Source organism: Allobosea sp. GW821-FHT03A12, from assembly GCF_058986765.1.
This window is the reverse complement of sequence record NZ_JBYSVZ010000005.1, coordinates 437,593-460,503: the sequence shown is the minus strand read 5'-3', so window position 1 is coordinate 460,503 and position 22,911 is coordinate 437,593. Positions and strand designations below refer to the sequence as shown.

The following is a 22,911-nucleotide window of genomic DNA, read 5'->3' as shown; positions in this document are numbered from 1 at the left end:
GCGCGCTGCGCGCCGTCCCTTCCTTCGACCTTTCCCGATTCTCAAGTTTTCAGGGACCCGCGCGAGCGGGCCGATCCGTCACATGTCCGATTCTCCGATGATCCTTGCTCTGTCCTGCCCTGACCGGCCGGGCATCGTCGCCGCCGTCTCGACGCTGCTGGCCGAGGCCGGCTGCAACATCCGCGACGCGCAGCAATTCGACGACCTCGAAACCGGCCGCTTCTTCATGCGGGTGGTGTTCGACCGGCTGGAGGGCGCCCGCAGCGCCGCCGAGATCCGCGGCCTCGTCGACGAGCTGGCGGCGCGCTTCAAGATGACCGTCTCCCTGCGCGACGCGGCGGCCCACAAGCGCGTGCTGCTGCTGGTCTCGAAATTCGACCATTGCCTGGCCGATTTGATCTATCGCTGGCGCATCGGCGAATTGCCGATGGAGATCACCGCGATCGTCTCGAACCATGCCCGCGAGCACATCGCCTCAACCGATCTCGGCGACCTGCCCTTCCACCACATGCCGGTCAATCGGCAGACCAAGATGGAGCAGGAGGCCGAGCTCTGGCGCCTGATCCAGGACACGCAAAGCGATCTCGTCGTGCTCGCCCGCTACATGCAAGTCCTGTCGGACGGGCTCTCGGCCAAGCTCTCGGGGCGCTGCATCAACATCCACCATTCGTTCCTGCCCGGCTTCAAGGGCGCCAAGCCCTATCACCAGGCGCATGAGCGCGGCGTGAAGCTGATCGGCGCCACCGCACACTACGTCACCTCCGATCTGGACGAAGGGCCGATCATCGAGCAGGACGTCGAGCGCATCAGCCATCGCGACACGCCCGACGACCTCGTCCGCAAGGGCCGCGACATCGAGCGGCGCGTGCTGGCGCGGGCGGTGCGCTACCATCTCGAGGATCGCGTGCTGCTCAACGGCAAGAAGGCCGTCGTCTTCACCGACTGAGGCGACGCGGCATGGCGGGCATCAGCGCCCGCCATGCTGCCAGCAATCTTTACTCCGTGACCACATAGGCGGCGCGGTCGATGCCGTGGCGGGTGAGCTTGTCGTAGAAGGTCTTGCGCGGGATGCCGAGCATCTCGAGGGTGGCGCGGACATCGCCACGATTGGCCTCCAGCGCCTCCCGGATCAGGTTGGCCTCGATCGCGTTTAGGCGTTCGGGCAGGCTCGCCGCCGCGACGTCACCCTGGACCGGCGCAGCCGGCAGGTCGGCGACGAGGCCGAGCGCCACCCTCTCGGCGAAATGGACGAGCTCGCGGACATTGCCCGTCCAGGCGTTCTCGACGAGATGGCGCTCGACGCTGCGATCCAGCGCCGGCACGTCGCGCCCATATTTGCGCGCCGCACGGGCGAGGAACTGAGCGAAGAGCAGCGGCACGTCGCGGCGGCGCTCGCGCAGCGGCGGAATCCGCAAGGTGACGACGTTGAGCCGGTAGAATAGATCCTCGCGGAAATCGCCGCGCTGGGCGGGATCGCCGAGATCGAGCTTGGTCGCGGCGACGACACGCAGATCGACGCGGCGCCGCTCATTCGAGCCAAGCGGCGAGATCTCGCGCCCCTCCAGCACCCGCAGAAGCTTGACCTGCGCCGCCGGCGGCATGCTTTCCAGCTCGTCGAGGAAGAGCGTGCCGCCGCTGGAATGCTCGATCCGGCCGACGCGCTTCTTCTGCGCGCCGGTGAAGGCACCGGCCTCGTAGCCGAACAGCTCGCTCTCGATCACGCTCTCCGGCAAGGCCCCGCAATTCAGGGCTACGAAGGGCTTGCTGCGCCGCCGCCCCTGCTGGTGCAGCAGGTTGGCGACGACCTCCTTGCCGGTGCCGGTCTCGCCGAGGACCAGCACGTCGACATCGACATCGGCGAGATCGCGGATGGTCTGGCGCAGGCGGATGATCGCCGGCGCCTCGCCGAGCAGCGCGGTCTCTTCGCCCGGCGCCTCGGCGAGCGAGCGCAACCGCCGGTTCTCGAGGACGAGGGCGCGCTTCTCGACCGCACGCCTCAGGGTCTCGACCAGGCGATTGCTGGCATAGGGCTTGGCGATGAAGTCATAGGCGCCCTCGCTCATCGCCTCGACCGCCATGGCGACATCGGCGTGGCCGGAGATCACCACCACCGGGATATCGGCGTCGAGCGCCCGCAGCCGCCGGAACAGCTCGATGCCGTCCATGCCGGGCATGCGCACATCGGTGACGACGACGCCGGCATAGTCCGGGCCGATGCGGTCGAGCGCCGCCTGGGCCGAGGCGAGCGGGATCGCGGCGAAGCCGGCGAGCCGCAGCGCCTGGGCGTTGGCGTCGCGCAGGTCCGGATCGTCGTCGACGAAGGCGACCTCGATGGCGCTCGGGTCGCTGGCAGGAGCGGTCATGCGGCTCTCTTCAGGCTGATCGTGAAGGCGCTGCCCTCGCCCGGACGGCTCGTCGCGGAGAGCGTGCCGCCGAAAGAGGTGACGATATCCTGCGAGATCACCAGCCCGAGGCCGAGCCCGCGCGGCTTGGTGGTGCGGAACGGCGCGAAGAGCGCGGCCAGCGCGGCGTCGTCGAGGCCCGGCCCGTTGTCGATGATGGCGATGTCGATCCGCTCGCCCCGGATCGCGACGTCGATCGTGAGCTTCGGCGCGCGCCCGTCCTGCGCCTCCGCCATGGCCTCGATCGCGTTGCGCATCAGGTTGACCAGGACCTGCTCCAGCTCGACCAGCCGGGCCAGCACGAAGACCGGCTCTGCCGGCGCCGGCAGCGTCGGCACGACGCCGGCATGGCGCAACGCGGCGTCGAGGATCATCAGCGCGCCATCGATCGCCTCGCGGAGATCGACCGGTCCATGCGGCCCGCCGCCGCGCCGGGCGAAACCGCGCAGCGTTTCGGTGATGGCGCCGATCCGCTCGGTCAGCCCGACGACCTTGACCAGCGCGCCATCCGCGCCAGCCGCATCGGCGCGGCCGAGGAAGGCGCGGGCATTCTCGGCATAGGTGCGCATCGCGGCGAGCGGCTGGTTGATCTCATGGGCGACGCCGGCCGTGACCTGGCCGAGCGTCGCGAGGCGGTTGGCTTTCGCCAGCTCCTCGCGTGCATCGGACAGGCGCTCCTGCGCCCGCGTGCGCTCGGCCATCTCCTCGACGAGCCGGTCGTTCGCGCCGGCCAAAGCGAGTGTGCGCTCGGCGACCCGCCGTTCGAGCTCGGCCTTGACCCTCGCCTCGGCATTGCGCCGCGCGAGGTTGACCTGGCGGCGGCGCAGCGCGAACGCGCCGAGCGCGGCGCCAGGCATGAGCACGAGCGCGATCAGTGTCTGCAGGCGGACCTGCTCGTCGCGGATCGCCGCGCCGACCGGCATCAGCACCTCGAGCTGCCAGTCCGTCGTCGGGACCGGGATGCGCGAGGCGACATGCGTGCCGGCTGCGTCCCCCGTGCCGCGGACGATCTCGCCGTCGCGGCGCAAGGGCAACAGCGTCAATGGCGCCGCGCCGAACTGCAGCGACTGCCGAATCTCCGCCGCCGTCTGCGGGGCGAGCGCGATCTCGGTCTGGAAGCGCCAGTCCGTGACGGTAGAGACAAGAACGACACCGCGCCGGTCGACGACATAGGTCTGGCCGCCTAGCGCCCGCCAATCGGCCTCGACCTGATCGAACTCGATCTTGACCACAACGACGCCGAGCGGCTCCCCGCCATCGTCGACGCGGCTGGTGATGTAGAGGCCGGGACGCTTGCTGACCGTGCCGAGGGCGAACTGCTCGGCCGTGCCGCCGGTGACCGCGCCGCTGAAATAATCCCGGAACGCGTAATCGTTGCCGACGAAGCTCGTCGGCTCGCGCCAGTTGCTGGCCGCGATCGCGACACCGTCCTTCCCCAGCAGATAGATTACCGCCGCGCGGGTCTCCCGGGCGATCGCCTCCAGCTTGAGGTCGAGCGCGTGCCGGTCGCCTCCCCTCAGGGCCGAGCGTACGTCGGGGTCACGCGCCAGGATCACCGGCAGCGCGCGCTGCTTCTCCAGCTCGCCGCGCAGGATGGCGAGCGCCAACGTTCCGGCATCGGCGGCGCGGGCGCGCATCGCCGCAATGGCGCGGCTGCGGCCGGCATCGCCCGCAACCAGGAAGGCGACGGTGGCGATCGCCACGGTGACCAGCGCGAAGACGATCCAGAGGCGGCGCCTGGCGATCCAGCGACTGCGCTCGTCAGGCGGGGCTTTGCTCATGCGCCATGATGTGCGGAATTTCGCACAAATCAACCCGCCCCCGTGCGGGCGATCGCCATCACGTTCAGGGCCGGCCTATGCGATTGCCTCGCAAGCTATTGAAATTACATGATCAACTTCAAATTCCGAAGCTGGCACGGCGATTGCCAACAAGGCTGCAGCGGCGTCGAGAACAGCAAGAACCCGCGAGCAAGGCCCTACGGAGGAAACCATGGCGATCACGCTTGACCAGGCGCCGGCGCAGCCGGCTCGTCCCCGGAAATTCTACCAGCACCTCTATGTGCAGGTTCTCATGGCCATCGCGGCCGGTATCCTGCTCGGGCATTTCTGGCCGGAGCAAGGCGCGGCCCTCAAGCCGCTCGGCGATGCCTTCATCAAGCTGGTGAAGATGATCATCGCGCCAGTGATCTTCCTGACCGTCTCGACCGGCATCGCCGGGATGAGCGACATGCAGAAGGTCGGGCGCGTCGCCGGCAAGGCGATGATCTACTTCCTGACCTTCTCGACGCTGGCGCTCATCGTCGGCCTGATCGTCGGCAACCTGGTCCAGCCGGGCAGCGGCCTGCATATCAACCCGGCCAGCCTCGACGCCAAGTCCGTGCAGGGCTACGCCACCCAGGCGCATGATTCCAGCATCGTCGGCTTCCTGCAGAACATCATCCCGAACACGATCGTCGGCGCCTTCGCTTCCGGCGACATCCTGCAGGTTCTGTTCTTCTCGGTGCTGTTCGGCCTGTCGCTCTCGCTGGTCGGCGAGCGCGCCAAGCCGGTGACCGATTTCCTGCAGACGCTGTCGATCCCGATCTTCAAGCTGGTCGCGATCCTGATGAAGGCCGCTCCGCTCGGCGCCTTCGGCGCGATGGCCTTCACCATCGGCCGCTACGGCATCGGCTCCGTCGCCAACCTCGCCATGCTGATCGGCACCTTCTACCTGACCGCGGCGATCTTCGTGCTCGTCGTGCTCGGCGCCGTCGCCCGCTATAACGGCTTCTCGATCCTGGCGCTGATCCGCTACATCAAGGAAGAGATCCTGCTGGTGATCGGCACCTCCTCCTCGGAAGCGGCGCTGCCGACCCTGATGGAGAAGATGGAGGCCGCCGGCTGCAAGCGCTCGGTCGTCGGCCTGGTGGTGCCCACCGGCTATTCCTTCAACCTCGACGGCACCAACATCTACATGACGCTGGCGGCGCTGTTCATTGCCCAGGCGATGGACATCCACCTGCCGCTCGGCGACCAGATCCTCTTGCTGCTCGTCGCCATGCTGAGCTCGAAGGGCGCGGCCGGGATCACCGGCGCGGGCTTCATCACGCTCGCCGCCACGCTCTCCGTCGTCCCGGCCGTGCCGGTCGCCGGCATGGCGCTGATTCTCGGCATCGACCGCTTCATGTCGGAGTGCCGCGCCGTGACCAACTTCATCGGCAACGCCGTCGCGACGATCGTGGTGGCGCGCTGGGAGGGCGAGCTCGACCAGAACCAGCTGCAGGCCGCCCTCAGCGGCAAGCTGCCCGACCTGCTCGACGAGCCGCTCCTCACCCCGGCCGAGTGACCGCACCGGCTCGCGAAGCCCCTTCCGATGGCCCGGGCTTGCCCCGGGCCATTTTCATTTGCGAGTCCCTTCCGAGCGGCCGCCGGTCCAGCACCGACGTCGCAAGTTTGCCGGGATCCTCGGCGACTGGGTAGATTATCGAGCGGCCGATGGGCCTCAGAAGGATGATGACCGCGATGCAGTGCCGAAGAGCATATCGAGCGAGGTCGTTAGCCATGCTGGCCGCACTCGTCTTCGGGGGAGCGGCTGGCGGTCCCATCCTTGCGGCACCGGTGACGCAAACGATCGTCCTGATCCGGCATGGCGAAAAGCCGCCGGGCGGGCTGGGCCGGCTCGATTGCCGGGGATTGAACCGTGCCGAGGCGCTGCCGCCGGTGCTGGCAAGGCAGTTCGGCCGCTTCGATGCGATCTTCGCGCCCGATCCAGATCGGCAGAAGAAGGACGAGGGCATCAAATATCCCTATCTGCGACCGCTGGAGACGATCACGCCGCTGTCCAAGGCGACGGACGTGCCGGTCGAGACCCGCTTCGGCTACAAGCAGATCGGCAAGCTCGAAGAGACGCTGGAGTCGCCAAGCTATCGCGGCGCTACCCTGCTCGTCGCATGGGAGCACAAGCAGCTGGTCAAGCTGGCGCGCAGCCTGCTCGACCATCATGGCGGCGACCCTCGCCAGATCGGCAAATGGCCGGGCAGCGATTTCGACAGCATCTATGTCGTCAGGATCGTTCGTGACGGAGAAGCGACGCGAGCAACGTTCGAGCACGGCCATCAGGGCCTCACCGGCAAGCTCGGCGCCTGCACCGACGGCTGACGACCGCCCGGCCCGGCCGCGTCGGGCGGGAGGTTGCTCACCCCTGCAGCATGCAATCCGCGAGATTGTAGCAGTGGCTCGCCTGGTAGGCGTTCCGGCCCCGGTTCATATGCGTCAGGTTGAACGTCCGGATGGCGCGAAGAACCGGGCGGGCCGCAAGGAAACTGCGGATCGAGGCGGCGCCCCGCACATTGATGCCGAACATGTCCGCACCGCGCGGGACGAAATAGCTGACGTCTTCGGGCCTCGCGACGCAGCTCTCGATAGAAGCCTCGTCCACACGTTCCTGTGCGAGCGAACGGTCCGTCGTGAAGTCCGACAGATGCACCAGGAAGCGCGCACGGATGCCCTCGCCGTCTGCATAGAGCGTGAAAAGCTCCATCCAGCTCGCATTGACGCGGATGAGCGGCTTGTCGGAGGTCGACGGCAGGCAGGATACCGACCAGTAGTGACGCTCGCTCCGGCGCGGGATCGGGATGCAGTTCCGGCCGTAGAGCCCGAGAATCTCCAGAACGTCTTGCGCCTGTGGGCGGCGAAGCAGCTTCTGAAAGCGTGGAATGTATTTGAAGCGCAGCTCGAGCGATTCCGAACGCTCGTCGGCATCGAGCAGCTCGGCCCTGCCCTCGATCCAATCGCGCTGCTGCTCAGGATCGAGGAATTGCCGCAGGCCGGAGATGCGGCGGCGAGGCGGCGTGCTCGCGTCAGGTGCCATGGCGATCATCGGTGCTGGCCTTTCGGATCTCATGGGATCATCGATCAGCCTCCGGACAGGATGCGGCCGGAGCCGACATCCGCATCGTCATCAGCGGAACCGCTCAGTTCACGCCGCGCCCAGCCGCGGAAAAGATCGGTACGAAGGCCGGCTCATAGCTATCGTCCGCGTGAGCGCGCAGCCTGGCCCGCAGCTCGGCAAGAACCGCGGAAAAGGCCGGGTCTGCAGCTCGGTTCCTCTCCTCCAGAGGGTCAAGCGCCAGGTCGGCCAGGAAGGGGTCTTCCTTCTCCGGTGGAACGGGGATGCCATCCTGCCGGACCGTCATGTCGAGACGATAGCGCGCGGTCCTGATGCAGGAGCGGCGCGGCCAGCCACTGCCGTCCGGCCAGCGTCCGACGACCTGATTGGGCAAAGCGTAGCTGTCCGTCGTACCGTAGCCGACCGTGCTGAAGACCGCGTCCGGCGGGGGATCGCGGAAGAGATCCCGCCCCTGGAAGCTCTGCGCCGGCGCGATGCCGGCGAGGCCGCATAGCGTCCTGGCGAGGTCGAGGGATTCGCACAAATCCGCCCGCGCCTGCGGCTGCAGGTTCCCACGCCAGGCGATCAGGCGCGGGATGCGATGGACCTCGGGGAAGAAGGTGTGCTTCTGCAAGCGGCCGCGCTCGGCCAGCGAGACGCCATGGTCGGCCTCGAGCACGATGATCGTCCGTTCGGCGAGGCCGCTTGCCTCCAGCGCATCGAGGATTGTCCCGACCTGGTCGTCGAGCCATTTGACCAGACCGTAATAGTCCGAGCGCACCCGGGCGAGCGCTTCGGGCGGGAGCGCCGCCGCCTGCATCACATCGACGAAGCTCTGCTCGAAAGCGCTTTCCGGCGGCCCTCCGCCGATGCTGCGCGGCCAGTCGAGGTCGCGATAGAGCGCGTCATAGGGCGCGGGCGGCATGACCGGGCTGTGCGGCTGGAGATAGCTGACGCGGGCGAGGAAGGGCTGCTCGGCCGCCGCCTCGCTGCGCAGCCAGGCGGCAGCTGTCCGCGTGAGCTTGTTGCCGGGGAATTCGACGGGGCCGGGAAAGGTCCCGCCGATCGCGGCCTTCAGCGTCGGCGTCAGGATCTGCCCGCCATCATCCTCGACGCCGTCGAAGAAGCCACCGAGATCGGCGCCGACATGATCGTCGCTTTGCCAGGGGCGCAGCGCCACCGGCAGATGGGTCTTGCCGAAATTCAGGGTGCGATAGCCGTTCCGGGCGAAATGCTCCGGGAAGGTGATCAGGTCGCGCTCGTAAGGGTAGCTCGCCCAGGAGCCCTCATTGCCATAGACGCCGGTGACCTCGGGCGGGTTCGCGGTCATCTCGCTGGTGCGCGACGGCACGCAGATCGGCGAGTTGCAGAAGCAGTTGTCGAAGCGCACCCCGGCCGAGGCGATCCTGTCGATATGGGGCGTCGCGATCGCCGGATGCGGCGTGCCGTAGCAGGACAGGGCGTCGGTCCGGAACTCGTCGCCCATGATCCAGAGGATGTTCGGACGCTGGCTCATGCCCGCCCCTCCCCGCCTAGCCGCCACGCAGAGGCGTTCGCCGTGAGCGAGGCCTGCAACCGCGCGGCGATGTCGGGATAGCGAGCGCTCAGATCGGTCGCCTCCGCGGGATCGGCCTCCGGCTCGACCAGGCGCCAGCTTTCATCCGGCTCGGCGGCGAAGACTGCGGCTTCCATGATCTTGCGCGGCAGGCCCGGATCGAAGCCGGCGACATATTTGAAGCGCCCATCATAGGCGGCCCGCCAGCTGCCGAGGCCGGCATGGACGACATCGCGATGATTGCGCGCGGGATCGGCCAGTTGATGCACCAGGCTGCGGCTGTCGATCCCCGGCAAGGACTGCGCCCCAGCGATCTCGACGAAGGTGGCGTGCAGATCGAGCAGCGTAGTGGGATCCTCGACCGTCGCCCCTTGCGCGATGGCCGGGCCGGCGATCACCAGCGGCACATGCAGCGAGGCCTGATGCGGGATGAACTTCTCCCAGTAGCCGCAATCGCCCAGCATCTCGCCATGGTCGGAGGTGAAGACGATAACGGTGTCCTGCGTCTGGCCGAGCGCTTCGAGCCGCGCCAGCAGCCGGCCGAAGATCGCATCGATATTCTCGATCATCGCCGCGTAATTGCGCCGGATCGCGCCATGTTCCGCCGCCGTCATGTCGTCGGCGGGCGCGACCGGCGCGGGCGGGTCAAGGCCGGCGGCGCCTGCCGCCATGGCCGCGGTCACGTCCATCGGTTCGTGCGGACCGGTGAGATTGACCTGGAGGAACCAGGGCTTGCCGCTCCTTGTGCCCTCCTCGATCAGGGAGAGCGCGCAGGAGCCGATCCAGTTGTCGCAATAGGCCTCGTCCGGCAGGGTCGTGGGCGCGGTATTGCGATAGTTCGGCCCGGCGCCGGGGAAATCGAGCGCATCGGCGCCGAGGGCGAGCGACCTGCGGGCGACAAAGTCCGCGCTGTGCGTCTCGGCCAGCCCGTGCTGCTTCAGATGGGCGAAATAGGGCTCGGGATGGCCGTCGCGATGGGCGAAGATCGCGGCGTGCTTGCCCGCGCTGTCGAGCCCGCCGGTGAAGCCGAGGCGTTTCAGGCGCGACAGGCCATGGAGCGCGTGCTGGCCGTCCTCACCCCAGTCGGGCTCGCCCTTGAGCAGGTCGAGCTTGCCGCAGGTCATGACGTGATAGCCGGCATCGCGGAGCTGGCGATAGACGTTGGGCGCATCCGGCGAGGCGCTGTAGCCGTTATTGCGCACGCCCGCCCGATCGTACTCGTAGCCCGAGGCCAGGCAGGCCCGCGACGGGCCGCAGATCGGCGACGGACAGATCGCCTTCAGGAAGCGCACGCCGCGAGCCGCGAGCCGGTCGAGTGCCGGCGTGCGCACGCGTCCCGCATTGCCCGGCCCGGCCCAATCGCCGCGCAACTGGTCCGGCATAAACAGCAGGATGTTGGGTCGGCGCATCCGGCTTCTCCGCATAATTTGATCAAATATCAGACAGAACCGGTCATATCCCTTGACATCATGCAAGGCAATATGGCGTCTAAATCCAATTCATGATCAAATCAGAGATCTGACATGTCCTCCTCAGAGCAGATCGCGGCCCGGAATGCCGCCGCCGTCGCCGAACGCTTTTCGATGAAAGGGCGCCGCGCCCTGGTGACCGGCGGCAGCGTCAGCCTCGGCCGCGAGATCGCGATCGCCTTTGCCGATGCCGGCGCCGATGTCGCCATCCATTTCTCGCGCGCAGCCGACACCGCCTTTGGCCTGCCGGAGGCGTCGGAGACCACCGTCGCGGAGATCGAGGCGCGTGGCGGCCGATCACTCGCGATCGAGGCCGATTTTTCCGTGCCCGGCGAGGCCCGGCGCTGCGTGCGCGAGGCGATCGCGGGGCTGGGCGGGATCGACGTGCTGGTCGTCTGCGCCTCCGTGCAGAAGCGCACCGCATTCACCGCCTTGCCGGACGACGAGATCGACTGGCAGCTCAGGATCAATTACCGCGCAACGATCGAGCTGCTCCAGGAAGCCCTGCCCGACATGAAGCAGCGGCAATGGGGACGGGTGCTGACGATCGGCTCGATCAACCAGACACGGCCGGAGCCGGACCTTGCGATCTATGCCTCGCTGAAGAGCGCCCAGCACAACCTCGCCATCAATCTCGCCGCCGATTACGCGCCCCATGGCGTCACCGTGAACAACCTGTCGCCGGGACTGATCGTCACCGAGCGCAATCGCTGGCGCCGGGAGGACGCCTGGCAATGGCAGCGCATCCAGCAGGGCTCGGCGCCGATGCGGCGGGCGGGCGAGGTCAGCGAGCTCGCCGGGGCAGCGCTGCTGCTGTGCTCCGAGGCCGGGAGCTTCATCACCGGGGCCGACCTGCAGGCGACGGGTGGCCGCCATCTCGGCTGGTAACATCGCGCGACGAAGATCGCGCTAGCCTGCGAACAACGGCTCGACGAGACCGGCCACGCCGACATCGAGCGCCAGCAGCGCGCCGGCCAGCGGCTCGGCCGCCAAGGCCTCGGCGCTCAGTTTCTGGCGCGCGGTGGTCACATAGAGCGTCCGCAGATCGGCCCCGCCGAAGGCGCAGGAGGTCGGCTGGCTCACCGGCAACTCGATCAATCGGTCGAGCCGGCCGTCCGGCGCGAAACGGGCAAGGCAGCCGCCCTGATAGCGGGCATTCCAGAGATAGCCGTCGGCGTCGACCGTCGCCCCGTCGGGGCGGCCCGGCGCGGCATCGGCCGCCGCGAAGAGGCGCCACGGGCCGATCTCGCCGGTGGCGGGATCGTAGTCGGCCTGCTCGATCGCTCCTTGCCGCGTATCGGTGAAATAGAGGGCGCGGCCATCCGGAGCGAAGGCGATGGCATTGGCGACGGTCACGCCCGATCTCAGTTGCGTCACGGCACCCGTCGCATCGACAGAATAGAGGCCCCCGGTCGTGCGCAGGCCGAAATCCCACATGCTGCCGCAGAGGATACGGCCGGCAGGGTCGCATTTAGCGTCGTTGAGGCGGTTGTCGGGCGGGCCGTCTTCGACGTTCGCGATCGCTGCGAACTCCCCATCGCGCGGATCAAAGCTGAGCAGGGCATGACGGACCGCGACGACGAGGCCGCCGGAGCGCCGGCCGACCACAGCGCCGATCAGATCCGGCATCGCCCAGCTTTCGACCGCGCCGCTCGCCGGATCGAGCCGCCGCAGCGCCGGGGCTCGCAGGTCGATCCAATACAGGCACTGCTCGCGTGCCAGCCAGCTCGGCGACTCGCCGAGTACGTCGCCGCTATTGGCCGCGACAATGAGGTCGACGGACCTCATGCCGGCTGCTCCAGCCCGGCCGCCGGCTGGACGGCCATCCGCGCCAGCAGGTCATGCTTGGCCTTCTCGATATGCGCGCCCATCAGCAGCAGGGCCGAGGTCGCATCGCCCCGCTCGATCGCCAGAATCAGATGCTGGTGGTCGTTGATCACGCCGTGGAAGCGGGTCTCGTCATAGAAGCGGCCATCGTCATAGCCGTAGCGCTGCCAGAGCGCGGCGGCGAGCAGCCAGTGCTTGTCGACCAGCGACATCGCGCCGGGATTGCCGGCGGCGTCGTTGATCACCTCGTGGAAGCGCTGGTTCACCGGCCGCACCGCCTCGAAGTCGCCGTTGCGGACATGGGCCTCAAGCTCTTCCTGGGCGGCGCGCAAGGCGGCGATATGGCCGGCATTGCGCCGCTCGGCGGCGCGCCGGGCCAGCATCGTCTCGACGGCGCTGCGGATGTCGAACAGGTCCTCGACGAAGCCGAGATCGATCGGGCGCACGCGGGCACCGCGGTTCGGCTCGATGATGACGAGCCCCTCGCCGCTGAGCTGGCGCAAGGTCTCACGGATCGGCATGTGACTGACGCCGTAGCGGCTCGCCAGCTCGTCGATGCGCAAGCGGGAACCGAAGGGAAGCGCGCCGGAGACGATGTCGTCGCGCAGGAGTTGCTGGACGTCGGGAACTCTCGCCATGGCCTGCCTGATCCCCGGATTTGACCAAATCTCGCTCGCATAGCCCGAAAGCCTTGTCAATTTCAGGCTTGCCAAAGACAGATTTGATCAAATAAAGCTATTGCGTCCCGAAGCCGACGCCAGTCGGAGGCAGATTTGCGTGATGTCGCCGGATCTTTCCAGGTGAGACCGTTCCACGGCTATCTGCGTGCCGATGGCCGCGTCGGCGTGCGCAACCATGTGCTGATCCTCGGCATCAACGGCCTCGCCTTGCGGGCGAGCGAGCGCATCGCGCGCAATCTGCCGGGCTCGCTCCTGGTCGCGACCTCGGCGGGCCGCGGCCAGGTCGAGCCCGATCTTGGCCTGCATCTTGATCAACTCGTCGGTCTCGGCCGCAATCCCAATGTCGGCGCCGTCCTCGTCGTCGGAGTCGATCAGGCCACATCGGACCATGTCGCCGCGCGGATCGCGCCCTCCGGCAAGCCGGTCGCCAGCGTCAGCTTCGCCGAATGCGGCGAGGATGCGCTTTCCGTCAGCGATCTCGGCCTGCGCCGCGCCACCGAGCTTAGCCGCGCCGCGTCGCGGGCACGCCGGACTCTGGCCGGGCCGGCCGGCCTCGTCGTCGCCGTCGAATGCGGCCATTCCGACGCGACCTCCGGCCTCGCCAGCAACCCCGTCGTCGGCGCGGCGGTGGACCGGCTGGTCGCCGCCGGCGCCAGCGTCATCGTCGGCGAGACGGTGGAATGGCTGGGGGCCGAGCATCTGCTCGCGCGCCGCGCCGCCAATGCGGATGTCGCTGCCCGGATCCGGGAGGCCGTGGCCCGCCGCGAGGAGATCGCAATCGCCTCCGGACGCAGCCTGACCGGCAACAATCCCGGCGAGGAGAACATCAAGGGCGGCCTGTCGACCATCGAGGAGAAGTCACTGGGCGCCATCGTCAAATCGGGCACAGGCCCGATCGCGGGCGTCCTCGGCGTCGCCGAAGTCCCGCCCGGGCCGGGGCTCTATTTGATGGACGGACCGTCCTTCTCGCCGGATTCGATGACGGGCTTCGCCGCGGCGGGCGCCACGCTCATGCTGTTCACCACCGGGCCGGGCAACAGCTTCGCCAGCGCGATCGCGCCGACGATCAAGGTCTCGGCGCATCCAGAGACGGTGATGCGGCTGCCGACGCAGATCGATTTCGACGCCAGCCCCGCTCTCGGCGGCGGCGAAACAGTCGATACCTGCAGCGAGCGCCTCGTCGAAGCGATCCTCGACGTCGCCGACGGCACCCTCACCCTTGGCGAGATCGTCGGCGAGGGGCTGGAAGTGCCGACGCGCATCCGGGGGTCGCTGTGAGCCGAGCCGGCATGCCCTGGGAGCTCGTCCGCTGGTTTGGCGGGGCGCTGATCTATGCCCGCACCATGGGCCTGTTCCTGCTCGCCTGGTACCTCGCCGCCGAGGCCGTGCCGAACAAGCTGCTGCTGCCGTCGCCCCTCGCGGTCGCGCAGGCCTTGCGCGAGAGCTGGATCGACGGCGAGCTGAGCGCCAATGCCGGCATCAGCCTGCTGCGCCTTCTGGTCAGCGTCGCGGCCGCGGCGGTGCTCGCCATCCCGCTCGGCCTCGCCATGGGGCGCAGCAAGACGATCAGCGACCTCCTGGAATGGCCAGTGGAATTGCTGCGGCCGATCGCCGGCATCGCCTGGATTCCGCTGGCGCTGTTCATCTTCGGGATCGGGCAGCGCCTGCCGATCTTCATCATGTTCTACACGGCCTTCTTCCCGCTGCTGCTCGGCACGGCGGCGGGGGCGCAATCGGTCGACCGGCGCCTGATCGCGGCGGCGCGCACCATGGGCCTGTCGCGCAGTACGATCATGCGGCAGGTGGTGGTGCCGGCCGCCCTCCCCTCCATGCTGGTGTCGCTGCGGCTGGCGGTGGCGGCGTCATGGACCGCCGTGGTCGCGGCCGAATTGGTCGGCGCGCCGAGCGGCCTCGGCTACGCCATCGAATATTATCGCAGCATGCTGGCGACCCCGACCGTGATGGCCTTCATCGCCGTCATTGGTTTGCTCGGCTTCCTGACCGACCGTGCCTTGCGTTGGCTCGGCGACGCGCTTGCTCCCTGGGCGCGAGCGGAGGGCCGGCGATGAACCGCGCGGCGCTGAAGCTCGCTTTGCCGATCCTGCTGCTGCTCGCCTGGGAGCTGCTCGCGAGCGGCTCAGCCCGAGCGCCGCGACCGAGCACGGTGGTGCAGGCGGCCATCGCGATGATCGCCAGCGGCGACCTGCCCACCGGGCTGGCGACGAGCCTGCTGCGGGTCTTCCTCGGCTTCGCTACCGCATCCGCGATCGCGGTGCCGCTCGGCATCGTCATGGGCAGCGTCGCCGTGGTCGAGCGCAATCTCGATCCGCTGGTCGAGAGCTTCCGGCCGATCGCCGCCATCGCGCTGTTGCCGCTGATCATCCTCTGGCTCGGCACCGGCACGCAGGCGGCGGTGGCGATCGTCGCCTATGCCGCCTTCTTCCCGATCCTGATCAACACGATCGCCGGGGTGAAGCGCATCGAGCCCAATCTGATGCGGGCGGCCTACACGATGGGCGTGGGCACGGTGACACGTATGCGGGTGGTACTGCTGCCGGCGGCGCTGCCCGCCATCCTCGTCGGCATGCGCATCGGGCTTGGCGTCGCCTGGACGGCGATCATCGCCGCCGAGCTCGCGGTCGGCGCCAAGGCCGGCGGCCAGGGCGGCATCGGCCAGATGATGTTCGTGTTCTACGCCTACAGCGTCGAGCTCAACGGCATCGTCGTCTGCATGGTCGCGGTCGGGATCGTCGCGCTGTTGCTCGACCGCGCGCTGCGCTTCGCCCTCGCCCGCGCCGTGCCGTGGAGCGCCCCATGACAGACGCCAGGATGACAGACGCAAAGATCCGCCTCTCCGGCATCGGGAAATCCTTCGGGGCAGCGGCCGCACCGGTCGTCGCCGTCCAGGACCTGTCGCTCGACATCCGGCCCGGCGAGTTCCTGACCATCGTCGGCCCCTCCGGCTGCGGCAAGACCACCGTGCTCAACATGCTGGCCGGGCTCGAGACCCCGACCACCGGCACGATGACGCTGGACGGCCGGCCGATCCGCGGGCCCGGCGCCGAGCGCGGCGTGATGTTCCAAGACTACGCCCTGTTCCCGTGGAAGACGGTGCGCGGCAATATCGGCTTCGGTCTCGTCCATGGCCCGGCAGGTGCGGGCCTATCGGCGGCGGAGCGCGAGGAGCGCGTCAGGCGCGTGATCGAGCTCGTCGGGTTGACGGGGTCCGAGGAGAAGTACCCGCACCAGCTCTCGGGCGGCATGCGCCAGCGCGTCGCGCTCGCGCGGTTGATGGCCAACGAGCCGCAGATCCTGCTGATGGACGAGCCGCTGGCGGCGCTCGACGCCCAGACCCGGATCATCCTGCAGGACGAATTGCTGCGGATCTGGGGGCAGGACAAGCCCGCCGCCCAGCGCCGCACCGTGGTCTACATCACCCATTCCATCGACGAGGCGGTCTTCCTGGCCGACCGGGTGGTCGTGCTCTCGAGCCATCCGGGGCGCCTGAAGCGCATCGTCGAGATCGACCTGCCGCGGCCGCGCGACGACGCCACCCGCCTCAGCAAGGGCTTCGCCGATCTCTGCCAGTCGATCTGGCAGTCGATCCGCGAGGAAGCCTACCGCGCCACGATGACCTGAAAAACAAGAGGGAGGAACGCCATGAAGACCGGAAGCCTGACGCCGACCCGCCGCCAGCTCGTCGTTGGCGCCGCGAGCCTTGTTGCCATGCCGGCCATCGTCCGGGCCCAGGGGCGCAAGAGCGCCAAGGTCTCGGTCGGCCGCCAGCCCTATGCCGCCGGCAACTCGCCGGTGACCCAGCGCATGATCGGCGAGAAGATGCTGGAGAAGGCCGCCGCCGATCTCGGCTATGACCTGACCGTCGACTGGCGCGACTACCCGAGCGCGCTGCCGATGGTCGAGGCCTTCATCTCCGGCAATCTCGACATCGGCATGTGGGGGAACACCCCGATTGTGCGGCTCCTGGCGCAGGGACAGCCGATCAACCTGCTCTCGGTCGGCGAAGGCCATCTGCGCTTCGTGCTCGCGGTACGCAAGGATTCGCCGATCAAGTCGATCGCCGATCTCAAGGGCAAGACGGTCGGCGCGCTGGTCGGCGGCGACCCCTACAACGCCCTGTCGCAGATGCTGCTCTGCGAGCTCGGCAATGCCGATCCCCGCTCCTTCGACATCAAGGTGGTCAACACGCCGACGCAGGCGCAGGCCGCCTCGATCCCCGACGGCATGGATGCCTCCGTCGTGATCTACCCGGCCTTCCTCAAGGCCCAGGCCGAGATCGGCATCGTCGGCGTGATGAACTCCTTCGGCTACAGCGAGGCCGGCTATGACGGCCCGGCCGGCAAGGGAGCGGGCCATCTGCTGCCGGGAGCGCAAAAGTCGAAATTCTTCCCCGACGGCTACTATCTGCACCGCTCCTTCTGGATCTGCAGCGACCGCATCGTCGGCGCCGATGCCGCGATCGGCGAGGCCTTCCTGGTCGCCAGCCAGCGCGCCATCGCCGAGCTGGTCAAGGAGAAGCCCGGGGATGTCGCGACCTCGGTCCAGAAATACTGGGGCCTGCCGCCCGAGCTCGGCGCCAAGGCGGTGGAGGACGAAGTGCTGTTCCAGCGCGGCTGGGCCTGGCCGACCGAGGGCGACGCGGCGGCGATCACGCAGATCTCGCAGTTCATGGTCGAGGGCAAGCTGATCCCGAAGCCGCTCGAATGGGACAAGGTCAAGTCCGCCTTCGCCAAGGCCAGCCCGCTGCTCCGCAAGGCCTATGAGGCGACCGGCAAGGTCCCCGCCGAAAGCGGGTTCACCGACCAGAAGGCCAAGGACCTGCGCGGCCTGCCGGCCTGGCAGGCCGACCAGTGGAAGGCGCCGGTCTGAGCGCAGGCCCGGCAGGGTGTCCCGCAAATGGGCGGGGCACCGGTTTCGATCCAGGACGAAGGACAATCATCATGACAGCGGTCGGCTTCATCGGTCTCGGCACCATGGGCGCGCCAATGGCCCGAAACCTCGTGAAGGCGGGCCATGCCCTGACGGTCTACGACCTCAACGAGGCCGCCGTGGCGAAGCTGGTCGAGGCCGGCGCCACCGCGGCGCCCTCGCCTGCCGCGGTGGCCGGAGCATCCGAGGTGGTGATCACCATGCTTCCGGACGCGCCCGATGTGGAGAAGGCCGTGCTCGGGCCGAGCGGCATCGCCGAGGGCTTGCGGCCCGGCAGCCTCTATATCGACATGAGCACGATCGACCCGCAGACCACACAGACAATCGGCGCCGCCCTCAAGGCGAAGGGCGTCGACATGCTCGACAGCCCGGTGGGCAAGACCGTCGAGCATGCCATCGCCGGCACCTCGACGCTGATGATCGGCGGCGAGGTGGACGTGCTGGAGCGCGCCCGGCCAGTGCTCTCCGCGATGGGGCAGGACCTGATCCATTGCGGCGGACTCGGCATGGGCCAGGCGATGAAGCTGACCAACAACCTGCTCGCCAGCGTGCTGATCACCGCCAGCTCGGAGGCATTGGTCTGCGGCGCCAAGGCGGGCCTTACCCTCGAAACGATGCTCAGCGTGCTGAAGACGACGATGGCCTGGAACCAGCAGCTCGCCGTCGCCATGCACAACCGCGCGCTGAAGGGCGATTTCGAGCCTGGCTTCATGGTCAAGCTCGCGCACAAGGACTGCCGCCTGGCGCTGGCGATGAACCGCTCGCTCGGCATCGAGACGCCGGTCGGCGCCGCGACGCTGGCGGCGCTGCAGGAGGCGATCGAGGCCGGCCTCGCCAGCAAGGATGTCGGCGCGGTGCTCAAACTGCGCGAGGACCCTGCCGGCGTGCAGGTCAGGCTTCCGGCATGACAGAGGCCGCCGCCATCGTCCTGCATCCGGCCGACGATGTCGCCGTGCTGGTCGCCGCCGTGGCGGCCGGCGACGATGTGGCGATCCGCGGCGCGCGCGAGGGCCTGCGGCTCGTCGCCGCCGCGGCGCTGGCGAGCGGCCACAAGCTCGCGCTGCGCGATCTCGCGGCCGGCCACGACGTCCGCAAATACGGCGAGGTGATCGGCCGGCTGACCGCGCCGGTCGCGGCTGGCGACCATGTCCATGTCCACAACCTCAAGAGCCTGCGCGGCCACACCGGCTGAAGATCGGCGCGTCGCGCAGGCAATCGACAACAGGAAGGGGAGAGACACATGCTCAAGACCATCCTCGCCGCGAGCTCGGGCCTCGCGCTCGCCTTGATCGCAGCCACGGCGTCGGCCCAGAGCTGGCCGGATCGGCAGATCCGCATGATCATCCCGTTCCCGCCGGGCGGGCAGCAGGAGGTCGCCTCCCGCATCCTAGTCGAGAAGCTCTCGGCCGAGCTCGGCCAGCCGATCATCATCGAGGCGCGCCCGGGCGCCGACGGCAATGTCGGCACCGAGGCCGTCGCCAAGAGCGCGCCCGACGGCAACACCTGGCTCGGCTCCAGCGTGCCCTTCACCACCCAGGTGGCGCTGCACCCGAAGAGCCTGCGCTACAACCCGACCAAGGATTTCGCGCCCGTCGCCAGCTTCGGCACGACCACCTTCATGTTCACCGTGCCGGCGGACCTGCCGGTCAAGGACCTCAAAGAGTTCATCGCCTACATCAAGGCGCAGAAGGGCAAGGCCTCCTATGCCGGCTCCGGCCGCGGCTCGGTCGTCCATCTGGCCACCGAGAAGTTCAAGCAGAGCGCCGGGCTCGACATGGAGATGATCCCCTATGCCGGCCAGCCGCCGGCGATCTCGGACCTGCTCGCAGGGCGCGTCCAATTCATGGCGCTCGGCTCGGTCTTCGCCGCCCCGCTCGTCAAGGCCCGCAAGCTCAAGGCGCTGGCCGTGATGGACACCAAGCGCAATGCCGACCTGCCCGACGTGCCGACCGTCGTCGAGGCCGGCTATCCCGATCTCGCGCTGAAGAGCTTCTTCGGCATCCATGTCCCGAAGGGCACGCCCGAGGCGGTGATCCAGCGCATCAATGCCGCGGTCAACAAGGCGGTCGCCATGCCGGATGTCGCGGACCGCTTCGCCAAGAGCAATGTCGATCCGGTCGAGCCGAACACGCCACAGCAATATGGTGCCCTGATCGAGCAGCAGGTCGCGCTCTGGGCCGGCATCGTCAAGGCGGCCGGCATCGAGACCGACTGACGGGGCGGACAGCACCATGCAGGCCGATCTCAAGGACATCGCAGCGGGCTTTCTGCTGCTCGCGGCCGCGCTCTTCTTCGGCCTGATCGGCTTCGCGCAACTGCCGGTGGGGACGAGCTTCCGCATGGGGCCGGGCTATTTTCCGGTGCTGCTGTCGGGCTTGCTGGGCGTGATGGGGCTGGCCATCGCCGGGCGCGCGATCGGCGCCAGCGCGGCGGTCTCGGCGGGGCGGATTCCCTGGCGTGGCATCCTGCTCACCAGCGGCGCCACGATCGGCTTCGCACTGCTCGTGCCGCGCTACGGCTTGGTGCCGGCGCTCGCCGTCGCGATCCTGCTTTCCGCCTTCGCCAGCCAGCGCATGACGCTGCCACTGGCGCTCGCCCTCACCGCCGGGCTGACGGGGTTCTGCGTTCTGCTGTTCCGCTACGGGCTCGGCGTTCCGATACCGCTGCTGGGAGCGTCGTGATGGATCTGCTCGGCCATCTCCTGCTCGGCCTGCAGGTGGCGATCACGCCGACCAACCTGCTGTTCTGCTTCATCGGCGCCCTGCTCGGCACGCTCGTCGGCGTCCTGCCCGGCATCGGCCCCGCCGCCACGGTCGCGCTGCTGCTGCCGATCACCTTCACCATGTCGCCCGAGACCTCGCTGATCATGCTGGCGGGGATCTATTACGGTGCGCAATACGGCGGCTCGACCACTGCGATCCTGATCAACCTGCCGGGCGAAGCGAGCTCGGCGGTGACCGCGATCGACGGCTACCAGATGGCGCGCCAGGGCCGGGCCGGCGCGGCGCTGGGCATCGCCGCCATCGGCTCCTTCATCGCCGGCAGCTTCGCCACGCTGGTGATCGCCTGGTTCGCCGAGCCCCTGACGACGGTGGCGCTCAAATTCGGGCCGGCGGAATACTTCTCGCTGATCCTGCTCGGGCTCGTCGCATCGACCGCACTGGCGCATGGATCGGTGCTCAAGGCGCTCGCGATGATCGTTTTCGGCATGCTGCTCGGCCTCGTCGGCACCGATGTGAACTCCGGCCAGCTGCGCTACACCTTCGGCGTCGGCGAGCTGGCCGACGGGCTCGGCATCGTCGCGATCGCGGTCGGCGTCTTCGGCATCGCCGAGATCTTCCGGAACCTCGAGGACGAGCAGGAGCGCGAGGTCGGGGTGAAGACGGTCTCGGGGCTGATGCCGTCTGCCGCCGACTTGAAGGCTTCGGCCGCTCCGATCGCGCGCGGCACCGTGATCGGCACCATTCTCGGCGTGCTGCCCGGCGGCGGCGCACTGCTCGCCTCCTTCGCCTCCTATGCGGTCGAGAAGAAGCTCGCGAAGAACCCGTCGCGCTTCGGCAAGGGCGCCATCGAGGGCGTCGCCGGACCCGAAAGCGCCAACAATGCCGGCGCCCAGACATCCTTTATCCCGATGTTGACGCTCGGCCTTCCCGCCAATGCCGTGATGGCGCTGATGGTCGGCGCGATGACGATCCAGGGCATCGCGCCCGGCCCCAGCGTCATCACCGACAAGCCCGAGCTGTTCTGGGGGCTGATCGCCTCGATGTGGATCGGCAATCTGATGCTGGTGCTGCTCAACCTGCCGCTGATCGGCATCTGGGTGCGCCTGCTCAGCGTCCCCTACTACATCCTGTTCCCCGGCATCATCGCCTTCTCGGCGATCGGGGTCTATTCGGTCGCCTCGAACGTGTTCGACCTCTACACGCTCGCCGCCTTCGGCCTGATCGGCTACCTGCTGGTCAAGCTTGGCTTCGAGCTGACGCCGCTGCTGCTCGGCTTCGTGCTCGGGCCGATGATGGAGACCTATCTGCGCCGGGCGATGGTGTTGTCGCGCGGCGATCCGAGCTATCTCGTCACGGAACCACTCAGCGCGGCCCTCTTGACCGCCACCGCCGGCCTGCTCTGTGTGCTGCTGCTGCCGTCGGTCACACGCAAACGCAGCGAGGTTTTCGTTGAAGAGGACTGACCCGAATCCCGGCTGCGGTTGCGCCTCCCTCGGGCGCGGCCAGGCCGTGGGCGGGACGCCGGCTCCGGTCGCATCGGACCACGGTAGCGACAGCTCGACGATCGTCACCATCCCCGGCGGGCGGGCCGAGATCGGCACCGATGCGCCGATCTTCGAGAACGACGGCGAAGGCCCGCGCCGCTTCGTCACGCTCTCGCCCTTCAGGCTCGACGAAGCGGCCGTGACCAATGAGCGCTTCCAGCGCTTCGTCGCAGCGACCGGCTATATCTCCGAGGCGGAACGCTTCGGCTGGTCCTTCGTCTTCGCGGGGCACCTGCCAGCGGACATTGGCGGCAGCGCGCAGGTCAGCGGCGCGGAATGGTGGCGCAAGGTCGAGGGCGCCTGCTGGCATGTGCCGGAGGGGCCGGGATCGGATCTCGCCGAGCGGATGGACCACCCGGTCGTCCACATCTCGCATCGCGACGCCCTCGCCTTCGCCACCTGGGCCGGAGGGCGGCTGCCATCGGAAGGCGAATGGGAACACGCCGCCCGCGGCGGCCTCACCGGCGCGATGTTCCCCTGGGGCGACCGCGAGCCCGATGACGTCGATTTTCTGCCCTGCAACATCTGGCAGGGCTCGTTTCCGGCACGCGATAGCGGCGCGGACGGGTATCGCGGCACGGCGCCGGCACGCGCCTTCGCGCCGAACGGCCATGGCCTGTTCCAGATGTGCGGCAATGTCTGGGAGTGGAATGCGGACGCCTTCCGTGTCCGCTCGCTGAAGCGGACCGCCCGGGCCCTGAACATGGCCGCGGCCCGCGAGGGCCGGCATCTGCTCAAGGGTGGCTCATTCCTCTGCCACCGCTCCTATTGCTTCCGCTACCGCATCGCGGCCCGCATCGGGAACACACCCGATACCAGCACGAGCCATACCGGCTTTCGTGTCGCCTATGACGCCAACGGCTCCGCTCGCTGACCATCATGCGCGTGCAGGTTC

22 protein-coding genes are annotated in these 22,911 nt (G+C 68.4%); 15 read left to right on the top strand and 7 right to left on the bottom strand.

Annotated elements, in window-relative coordinates:
• The first annotated feature begins 82 nt into the window (after nucleotides 1-82).
• A complete protein-coding gene (gene purU / locus AC3WLC_RS20855; protein ID WP_493685827.1) occupies nucleotides 83-946 on the top strand; it encodes a formyltetrahydrofolate deformylase in 864 nt (287 codons plus the stop codon).
• A gap of 49 nt (nucleotides 947-995) precedes the next feature.
• Here purU and AC3WLC_RS20850 read toward each other — a convergent pair whose 3' ends face one another.
• Together AC3WLC_RS20850 and AC3WLC_RS20845 are read right to left on the bottom strand one after the other, a co-directional pair.
• The gene (locus tag AC3WLC_RS20850; RefSeq protein WP_493685826.1) at nucleotides 996-2,363 is read right to left on the bottom strand and encodes a sigma-54-dependent transcriptional regulator; all 1,368 of its coding nucleotides are present in this window, start codon (nucleotides 2,361-2,363) and stop codon (nucleotides 996-998) included.
• Entirely contained in the window at nucleotides 2,360-4,183 is a 1,824-nt protein-coding gene (locus AC3WLC_RS20845; protein WP_493685825.1) for a sensor histidine kinase, read from the bottom strand. The genes AC3WLC_RS20850 and AC3WLC_RS20845 overlap by 4 nt, the downstream gene beginning before the upstream one ends.
• Before the next feature lie 211 nt (nucleotides 4,184-4,394).
• Here AC3WLC_RS20845 and AC3WLC_RS20840 point away from each other — a divergent pair, with 211 nt between their 5' ends.
• Nucleotides 4,395-5,729 (top strand): dicarboxylate/amino acid:cation symporter, encoded by a 1,335-nt coding sequence (locus tag AC3WLC_RS20840; RefSeq protein ID WP_493685824.1) that lies wholly within the window; start codon nucleotides 4,395-4,397, stop codon nucleotides 5,727-5,729.
• Nucleotides 5,730-5,944: 215 nt separating this feature from the next.
• Nucleotides 5,945-6,541: a histidine phosphatase family protein gene (locus AC3WLC_RS20835; protein ID WP_493685823.1), complete on the top strand. Its 597-nt coding sequence runs from the start codon at nucleotides 5,945-5,947 to the stop codon at nucleotides 6,539-6,541.
• 37 nt (nucleotides 6,542-6,578) lie between these two features.
• On the opposite strand, the gene AC3WLC_RS20830 is transcribed toward AC3WLC_RS20835, so the two are convergent.
• The 3 genes from AC3WLC_RS20830 to AC3WLC_RS20820 form a co-directional block, all read right to left on the bottom strand.
• Nucleotides 6,579-7,253 carry a hypothetical protein gene (locus AC3WLC_RS20830; protein WP_493685822.1) on the bottom strand — a complete coding sequence of 225 codons (675 nt, stop codon included), beginning with the start codon at nucleotides 7,251-7,253 and terminating at the stop codon, nucleotides 6,579-6,581.
• A gap of 103 nt (nucleotides 7,254-7,356) precedes the next feature.
• Nucleotides 7,357-8,787, bottom strand: a complete 1,431-nt coding sequence (locus AC3WLC_RS20825; protein WP_493685821.1) for a sulfatase family protein — start codon at nucleotides 8,785-8,787, stop codon at nucleotides 7,357-7,359.
• Nucleotides 8,784-10,235 (bottom strand): sulfatase family protein, encoded by a 1,452-nt coding sequence (locus tag AC3WLC_RS20820; protein WP_493685819.1) that lies wholly within the window; start codon nucleotides 10,233-10,235, stop codon nucleotides 8,784-8,786. Before AC3WLC_RS20820 ends, AC3WLC_RS20825 begins: the two co-directional genes overlap by 4 nt.
• Before the next feature lie 114 nt (nucleotides 10,236-10,349).
• Between AC3WLC_RS20820 and AC3WLC_RS20815 the strand changes: the two genes are divergently transcribed.
• A complete protein-coding gene (locus AC3WLC_RS20815) occupies nucleotides 10,350-11,183 on the top strand; it encodes an SDR family NAD(P)-dependent oxidoreductase (RefSeq protein ID WP_493685818.1) in 834 nt (277 codons plus the stop codon).
• 21 nt (nucleotides 11,184-11,204) lie between these two features.
• Here AC3WLC_RS20815 and AC3WLC_RS20810 read toward each other — a convergent pair whose 3' ends face one another.
• Together AC3WLC_RS20810 and AC3WLC_RS20805 are read right to left on the bottom strand one after the other, a co-directional pair.
• Nucleotides 11,205-12,083, bottom strand: a complete 879-nt coding sequence (locus tag AC3WLC_RS20810) for an SMP-30/gluconolactonase/LRE family protein (RefSeq protein WP_493685817.1) — start codon at nucleotides 12,081-12,083, stop codon at nucleotides 11,205-11,207.
• Entirely contained in the window at nucleotides 12,080-12,760 is a 681-nt protein-coding gene (locus AC3WLC_RS20805) for a GntR family transcriptional regulator (protein ID WP_493685816.1), read from the bottom strand. Before AC3WLC_RS20805 ends, AC3WLC_RS20810 begins: the two co-directional genes overlap by 4 nt.
• Nucleotides 12,761-12,922: 162 nt before the next feature.
• Here AC3WLC_RS20805 and AC3WLC_RS20800 point away from each other — a divergent pair, with 162 nt between their 5' ends.
• From AC3WLC_RS20800 to AC3WLC_RS20750, 11 genes are all read left to right on the top strand, one after another.
• Nucleotides 12,923-14,080 carry a UxaA family hydrolase gene (locus AC3WLC_RS20800; protein WP_493685815.1) on the top strand — a complete coding sequence of 386 codons (1,158 nt, stop codon included), beginning with the start codon at nucleotides 12,923-12,925 and terminating at the stop codon, nucleotides 14,078-14,080.
• A gap of 11 nt (nucleotides 14,081-14,091) precedes the next feature.
• Nucleotides 14,092-14,871 carry an ABC transporter permease gene (locus tag AC3WLC_RS20795; protein WP_493685814.1) on the top strand — a complete coding sequence of 260 codons (780 nt, stop codon included), beginning with the start codon at nucleotides 14,092-14,094 and terminating at the stop codon, nucleotides 14,869-14,871.
• The gene (locus tag AC3WLC_RS20790; RefSeq protein ID WP_493685813.1) at nucleotides 14,868-15,620 is read left to right on the top strand and encodes an ABC transporter permease; all 753 of its coding nucleotides are present in this window, start codon (nucleotides 14,868-14,870) and stop codon (nucleotides 15,618-15,620) included. The genes AC3WLC_RS20795 and AC3WLC_RS20790 overlap by 4 nt, the downstream gene beginning before the upstream one ends.
• A gap of 11 nt (nucleotides 15,621-15,631) precedes the next feature.
• A complete protein-coding gene (locus tag AC3WLC_RS20785) occupies nucleotides 15,632-16,441 on the top strand; it encodes an ABC transporter ATP-binding protein (protein WP_493685812.1) in 810 nt (269 codons plus the stop codon).
• Between the two features lie 21 nt (nucleotides 16,442-16,462).
• Nucleotides 16,463-17,689: an ABC transporter substrate-binding protein gene (locus tag AC3WLC_RS20780; protein WP_493685811.1), complete on the top strand. Its 1,227-nt coding sequence runs from the start codon at nucleotides 16,463-16,465 to the stop codon at nucleotides 17,687-17,689.
• 71 nt (nucleotides 17,690-17,760) lie between these two features.
• Nucleotides 17,761-18,657 (top strand): NAD(P)-dependent oxidoreductase, encoded by an 897-nt coding sequence (locus AC3WLC_RS20775; RefSeq protein ID WP_493685810.1) that lies wholly within the window; start codon nucleotides 17,761-17,763, stop codon nucleotides 18,655-18,657.
• Nucleotides 18,654-18,941 (top strand): flagellar biosynthesis protein FlgA, encoded by a 288-nt coding sequence (locus AC3WLC_RS20770; RefSeq protein WP_493685809.1) that lies wholly within the window; start codon nucleotides 18,654-18,656, stop codon nucleotides 18,939-18,941. Before AC3WLC_RS20775 ends, AC3WLC_RS20770 begins: the two co-directional genes overlap by 4 nt.
• Nucleotides 18,942-18,989: 48 nt before the next feature.
• Nucleotides 18,990-19,964 carry a Bug family tripartite tricarboxylate transporter substrate binding protein gene (locus AC3WLC_RS20765; RefSeq protein ID WP_493685808.1) on the top strand — a complete coding sequence of 325 codons (975 nt, stop codon included), beginning with the start codon at nucleotides 18,990-18,992 and terminating at the stop codon, nucleotides 19,962-19,964.
• Between the two features lie 16 nt (nucleotides 19,965-19,980).
• The gene (locus AC3WLC_RS20760; protein ID WP_493685807.1) at nucleotides 19,981-20,430 is read left to right on the top strand and encodes a tripartite tricarboxylate transporter TctB family protein; all 450 of its coding nucleotides are present in this window, start codon (nucleotides 19,981-19,983) and stop codon (nucleotides 20,428-20,430) included.
• Nucleotides 20,430-21,935, top strand: a complete 1,506-nt coding sequence (locus AC3WLC_RS20755; RefSeq protein ID WP_493685806.1) for a tripartite tricarboxylate transporter permease — start codon at nucleotides 20,430-20,432, stop codon at nucleotides 21,933-21,935. Before AC3WLC_RS20760 ends, AC3WLC_RS20755 begins: the two co-directional genes overlap by 1 nt.
• Nucleotides 21,922-22,890 (top strand): formylglycine-generating enzyme family protein, encoded by a 969-nt coding sequence (locus AC3WLC_RS20750; protein WP_493685805.1) that lies wholly within the window; start codon nucleotides 21,922-21,924, stop codon nucleotides 22,888-22,890. Before AC3WLC_RS20755 ends, AC3WLC_RS20750 begins: the two co-directional genes overlap by 14 nt.
• The last annotated feature ends 21 nt before the right edge of the window (nucleotides 22,891-22,911 follow it).

What these genes read in the sequence shown, in the direction of transcription:
- purU (WP_493685827.1), top strand. Translation starts at nt 83, where the DNA reads ATGTCCGATTCTCCGATGATCCTTGCTCTGTCCTGCCCTGACCGGCCG.
- AC3WLC_RS20850 (WP_493685826.1), bottom strand. Translation starts at nt 2,363, where the DNA reads ATGACCGCTCCTGCCAGCGACCCGAGCGCCATCGAGGTCGCCTTCGTC.
- AC3WLC_RS20845 (WP_493685825.1), bottom strand. Translation starts at nt 4,183, where the DNA reads ATGAGCAAAGCCCCGCCTGACGAGCGCAGTCGCTGGATCGCCAGGCGC.
- AC3WLC_RS20840 (WP_493685824.1), top strand. Translation starts at nt 4,395, where the DNA reads ATGGCGATCACGCTTGACCAGGCGCCGGCGCAGCCGGCTCGTCCCCGG.
- AC3WLC_RS20835 (WP_493685823.1), top strand. Translation starts at nt 5,945, where the DNA reads ATGCTGGCCGCACTCGTCTTCGGGGGAGCGGCTGGCGGTCCCATCCTT.
- AC3WLC_RS20830 (WP_493685822.1), bottom strand. Translation starts at nt 7,253, where the DNA reads ATGGCACCTGACGCGAGCACGCCGCCTCGCCGCCGCATCTCCGGCCTG.
- AC3WLC_RS20825 (WP_493685821.1), bottom strand. Translation starts at nt 8,787, where the DNA reads ATGAGCCAGCGTCCGAACATCCTCTGGATCATGGGCGACGAGTTCCGG.
- AC3WLC_RS20820 (WP_493685819.1), bottom strand. Translation starts at nt 10,235, where the DNA reads ATGCGCCGACCCAACATCCTGCTGTTTATGCCGGACCAGTTGCGCGGC.
- AC3WLC_RS20815 (WP_493685818.1), top strand. Translation starts at nt 10,350, where the DNA reads ATGTCCTCCTCAGAGCAGATCGCGGCCCGGAATGCCGCCGCCGTCGCC.
- AC3WLC_RS20810 (WP_493685817.1), bottom strand. Translation starts at nt 12,083, where the DNA reads ATGAGGTCCGTCGACCTCATTGTCGCGGCCAATAGCGGCGACGTACTC.
- AC3WLC_RS20805 (WP_493685816.1), bottom strand. Translation starts at nt 12,760, where the DNA reads ATGGCGAGAGTTCCCGACGTCCAGCAACTCCTGCGCGACGACATCGTC.
- AC3WLC_RS20795 (WP_493685814.1), top strand. Translation starts at nt 14,092, where the DNA reads ATGCCCTGGGAGCTCGTCCGCTGGTTTGGCGGGGCGCTGATCTATGCC.
- AC3WLC_RS20790 (WP_493685813.1), top strand. Translation starts at nt 14,868, where the DNA reads ATGAACCGCGCGGCGCTGAAGCTCGCTTTGCCGATCCTGCTGCTGCTC.
- AC3WLC_RS20785 (WP_493685812.1), top strand. Translation starts at nt 15,632, where the DNA reads ATGACAGACGCAAAGATCCGCCTCTCCGGCATCGGGAAATCCTTCGGG.
- AC3WLC_RS20780 (WP_493685811.1), top strand. Translation starts at nt 16,463, where the DNA reads ATGAAGACCGGAAGCCTGACGCCGACCCGCCGCCAGCTCGTCGTTGGC.
- AC3WLC_RS20775 (WP_493685810.1), top strand. Translation starts at nt 17,761, where the DNA reads ATGACAGCGGTCGGCTTCATCGGTCTCGGCACCATGGGCGCGCCAATG.
- AC3WLC_RS20770 (WP_493685809.1), top strand. Translation starts at nt 18,654, where the DNA reads ATGACAGAGGCCGCCGCCATCGTCCTGCATCCGGCCGACGATGTCGCC.
- AC3WLC_RS20765 (WP_493685808.1), top strand. Translation starts at nt 18,990, where the DNA reads ATGCTCAAGACCATCCTCGCCGCGAGCTCGGGCCTCGCGCTCGCCTTG.
- AC3WLC_RS20760 (WP_493685807.1), top strand. Translation starts at nt 19,981, where the DNA reads ATGCAGGCCGATCTCAAGGACATCGCAGCGGGCTTTCTGCTGCTCGCG.
- AC3WLC_RS20755 (WP_493685806.1), top strand. Translation starts at nt 20,430, where the DNA reads ATGGATCTGCTCGGCCATCTCCTGCTCGGCCTGCAGGTGGCGATCACG.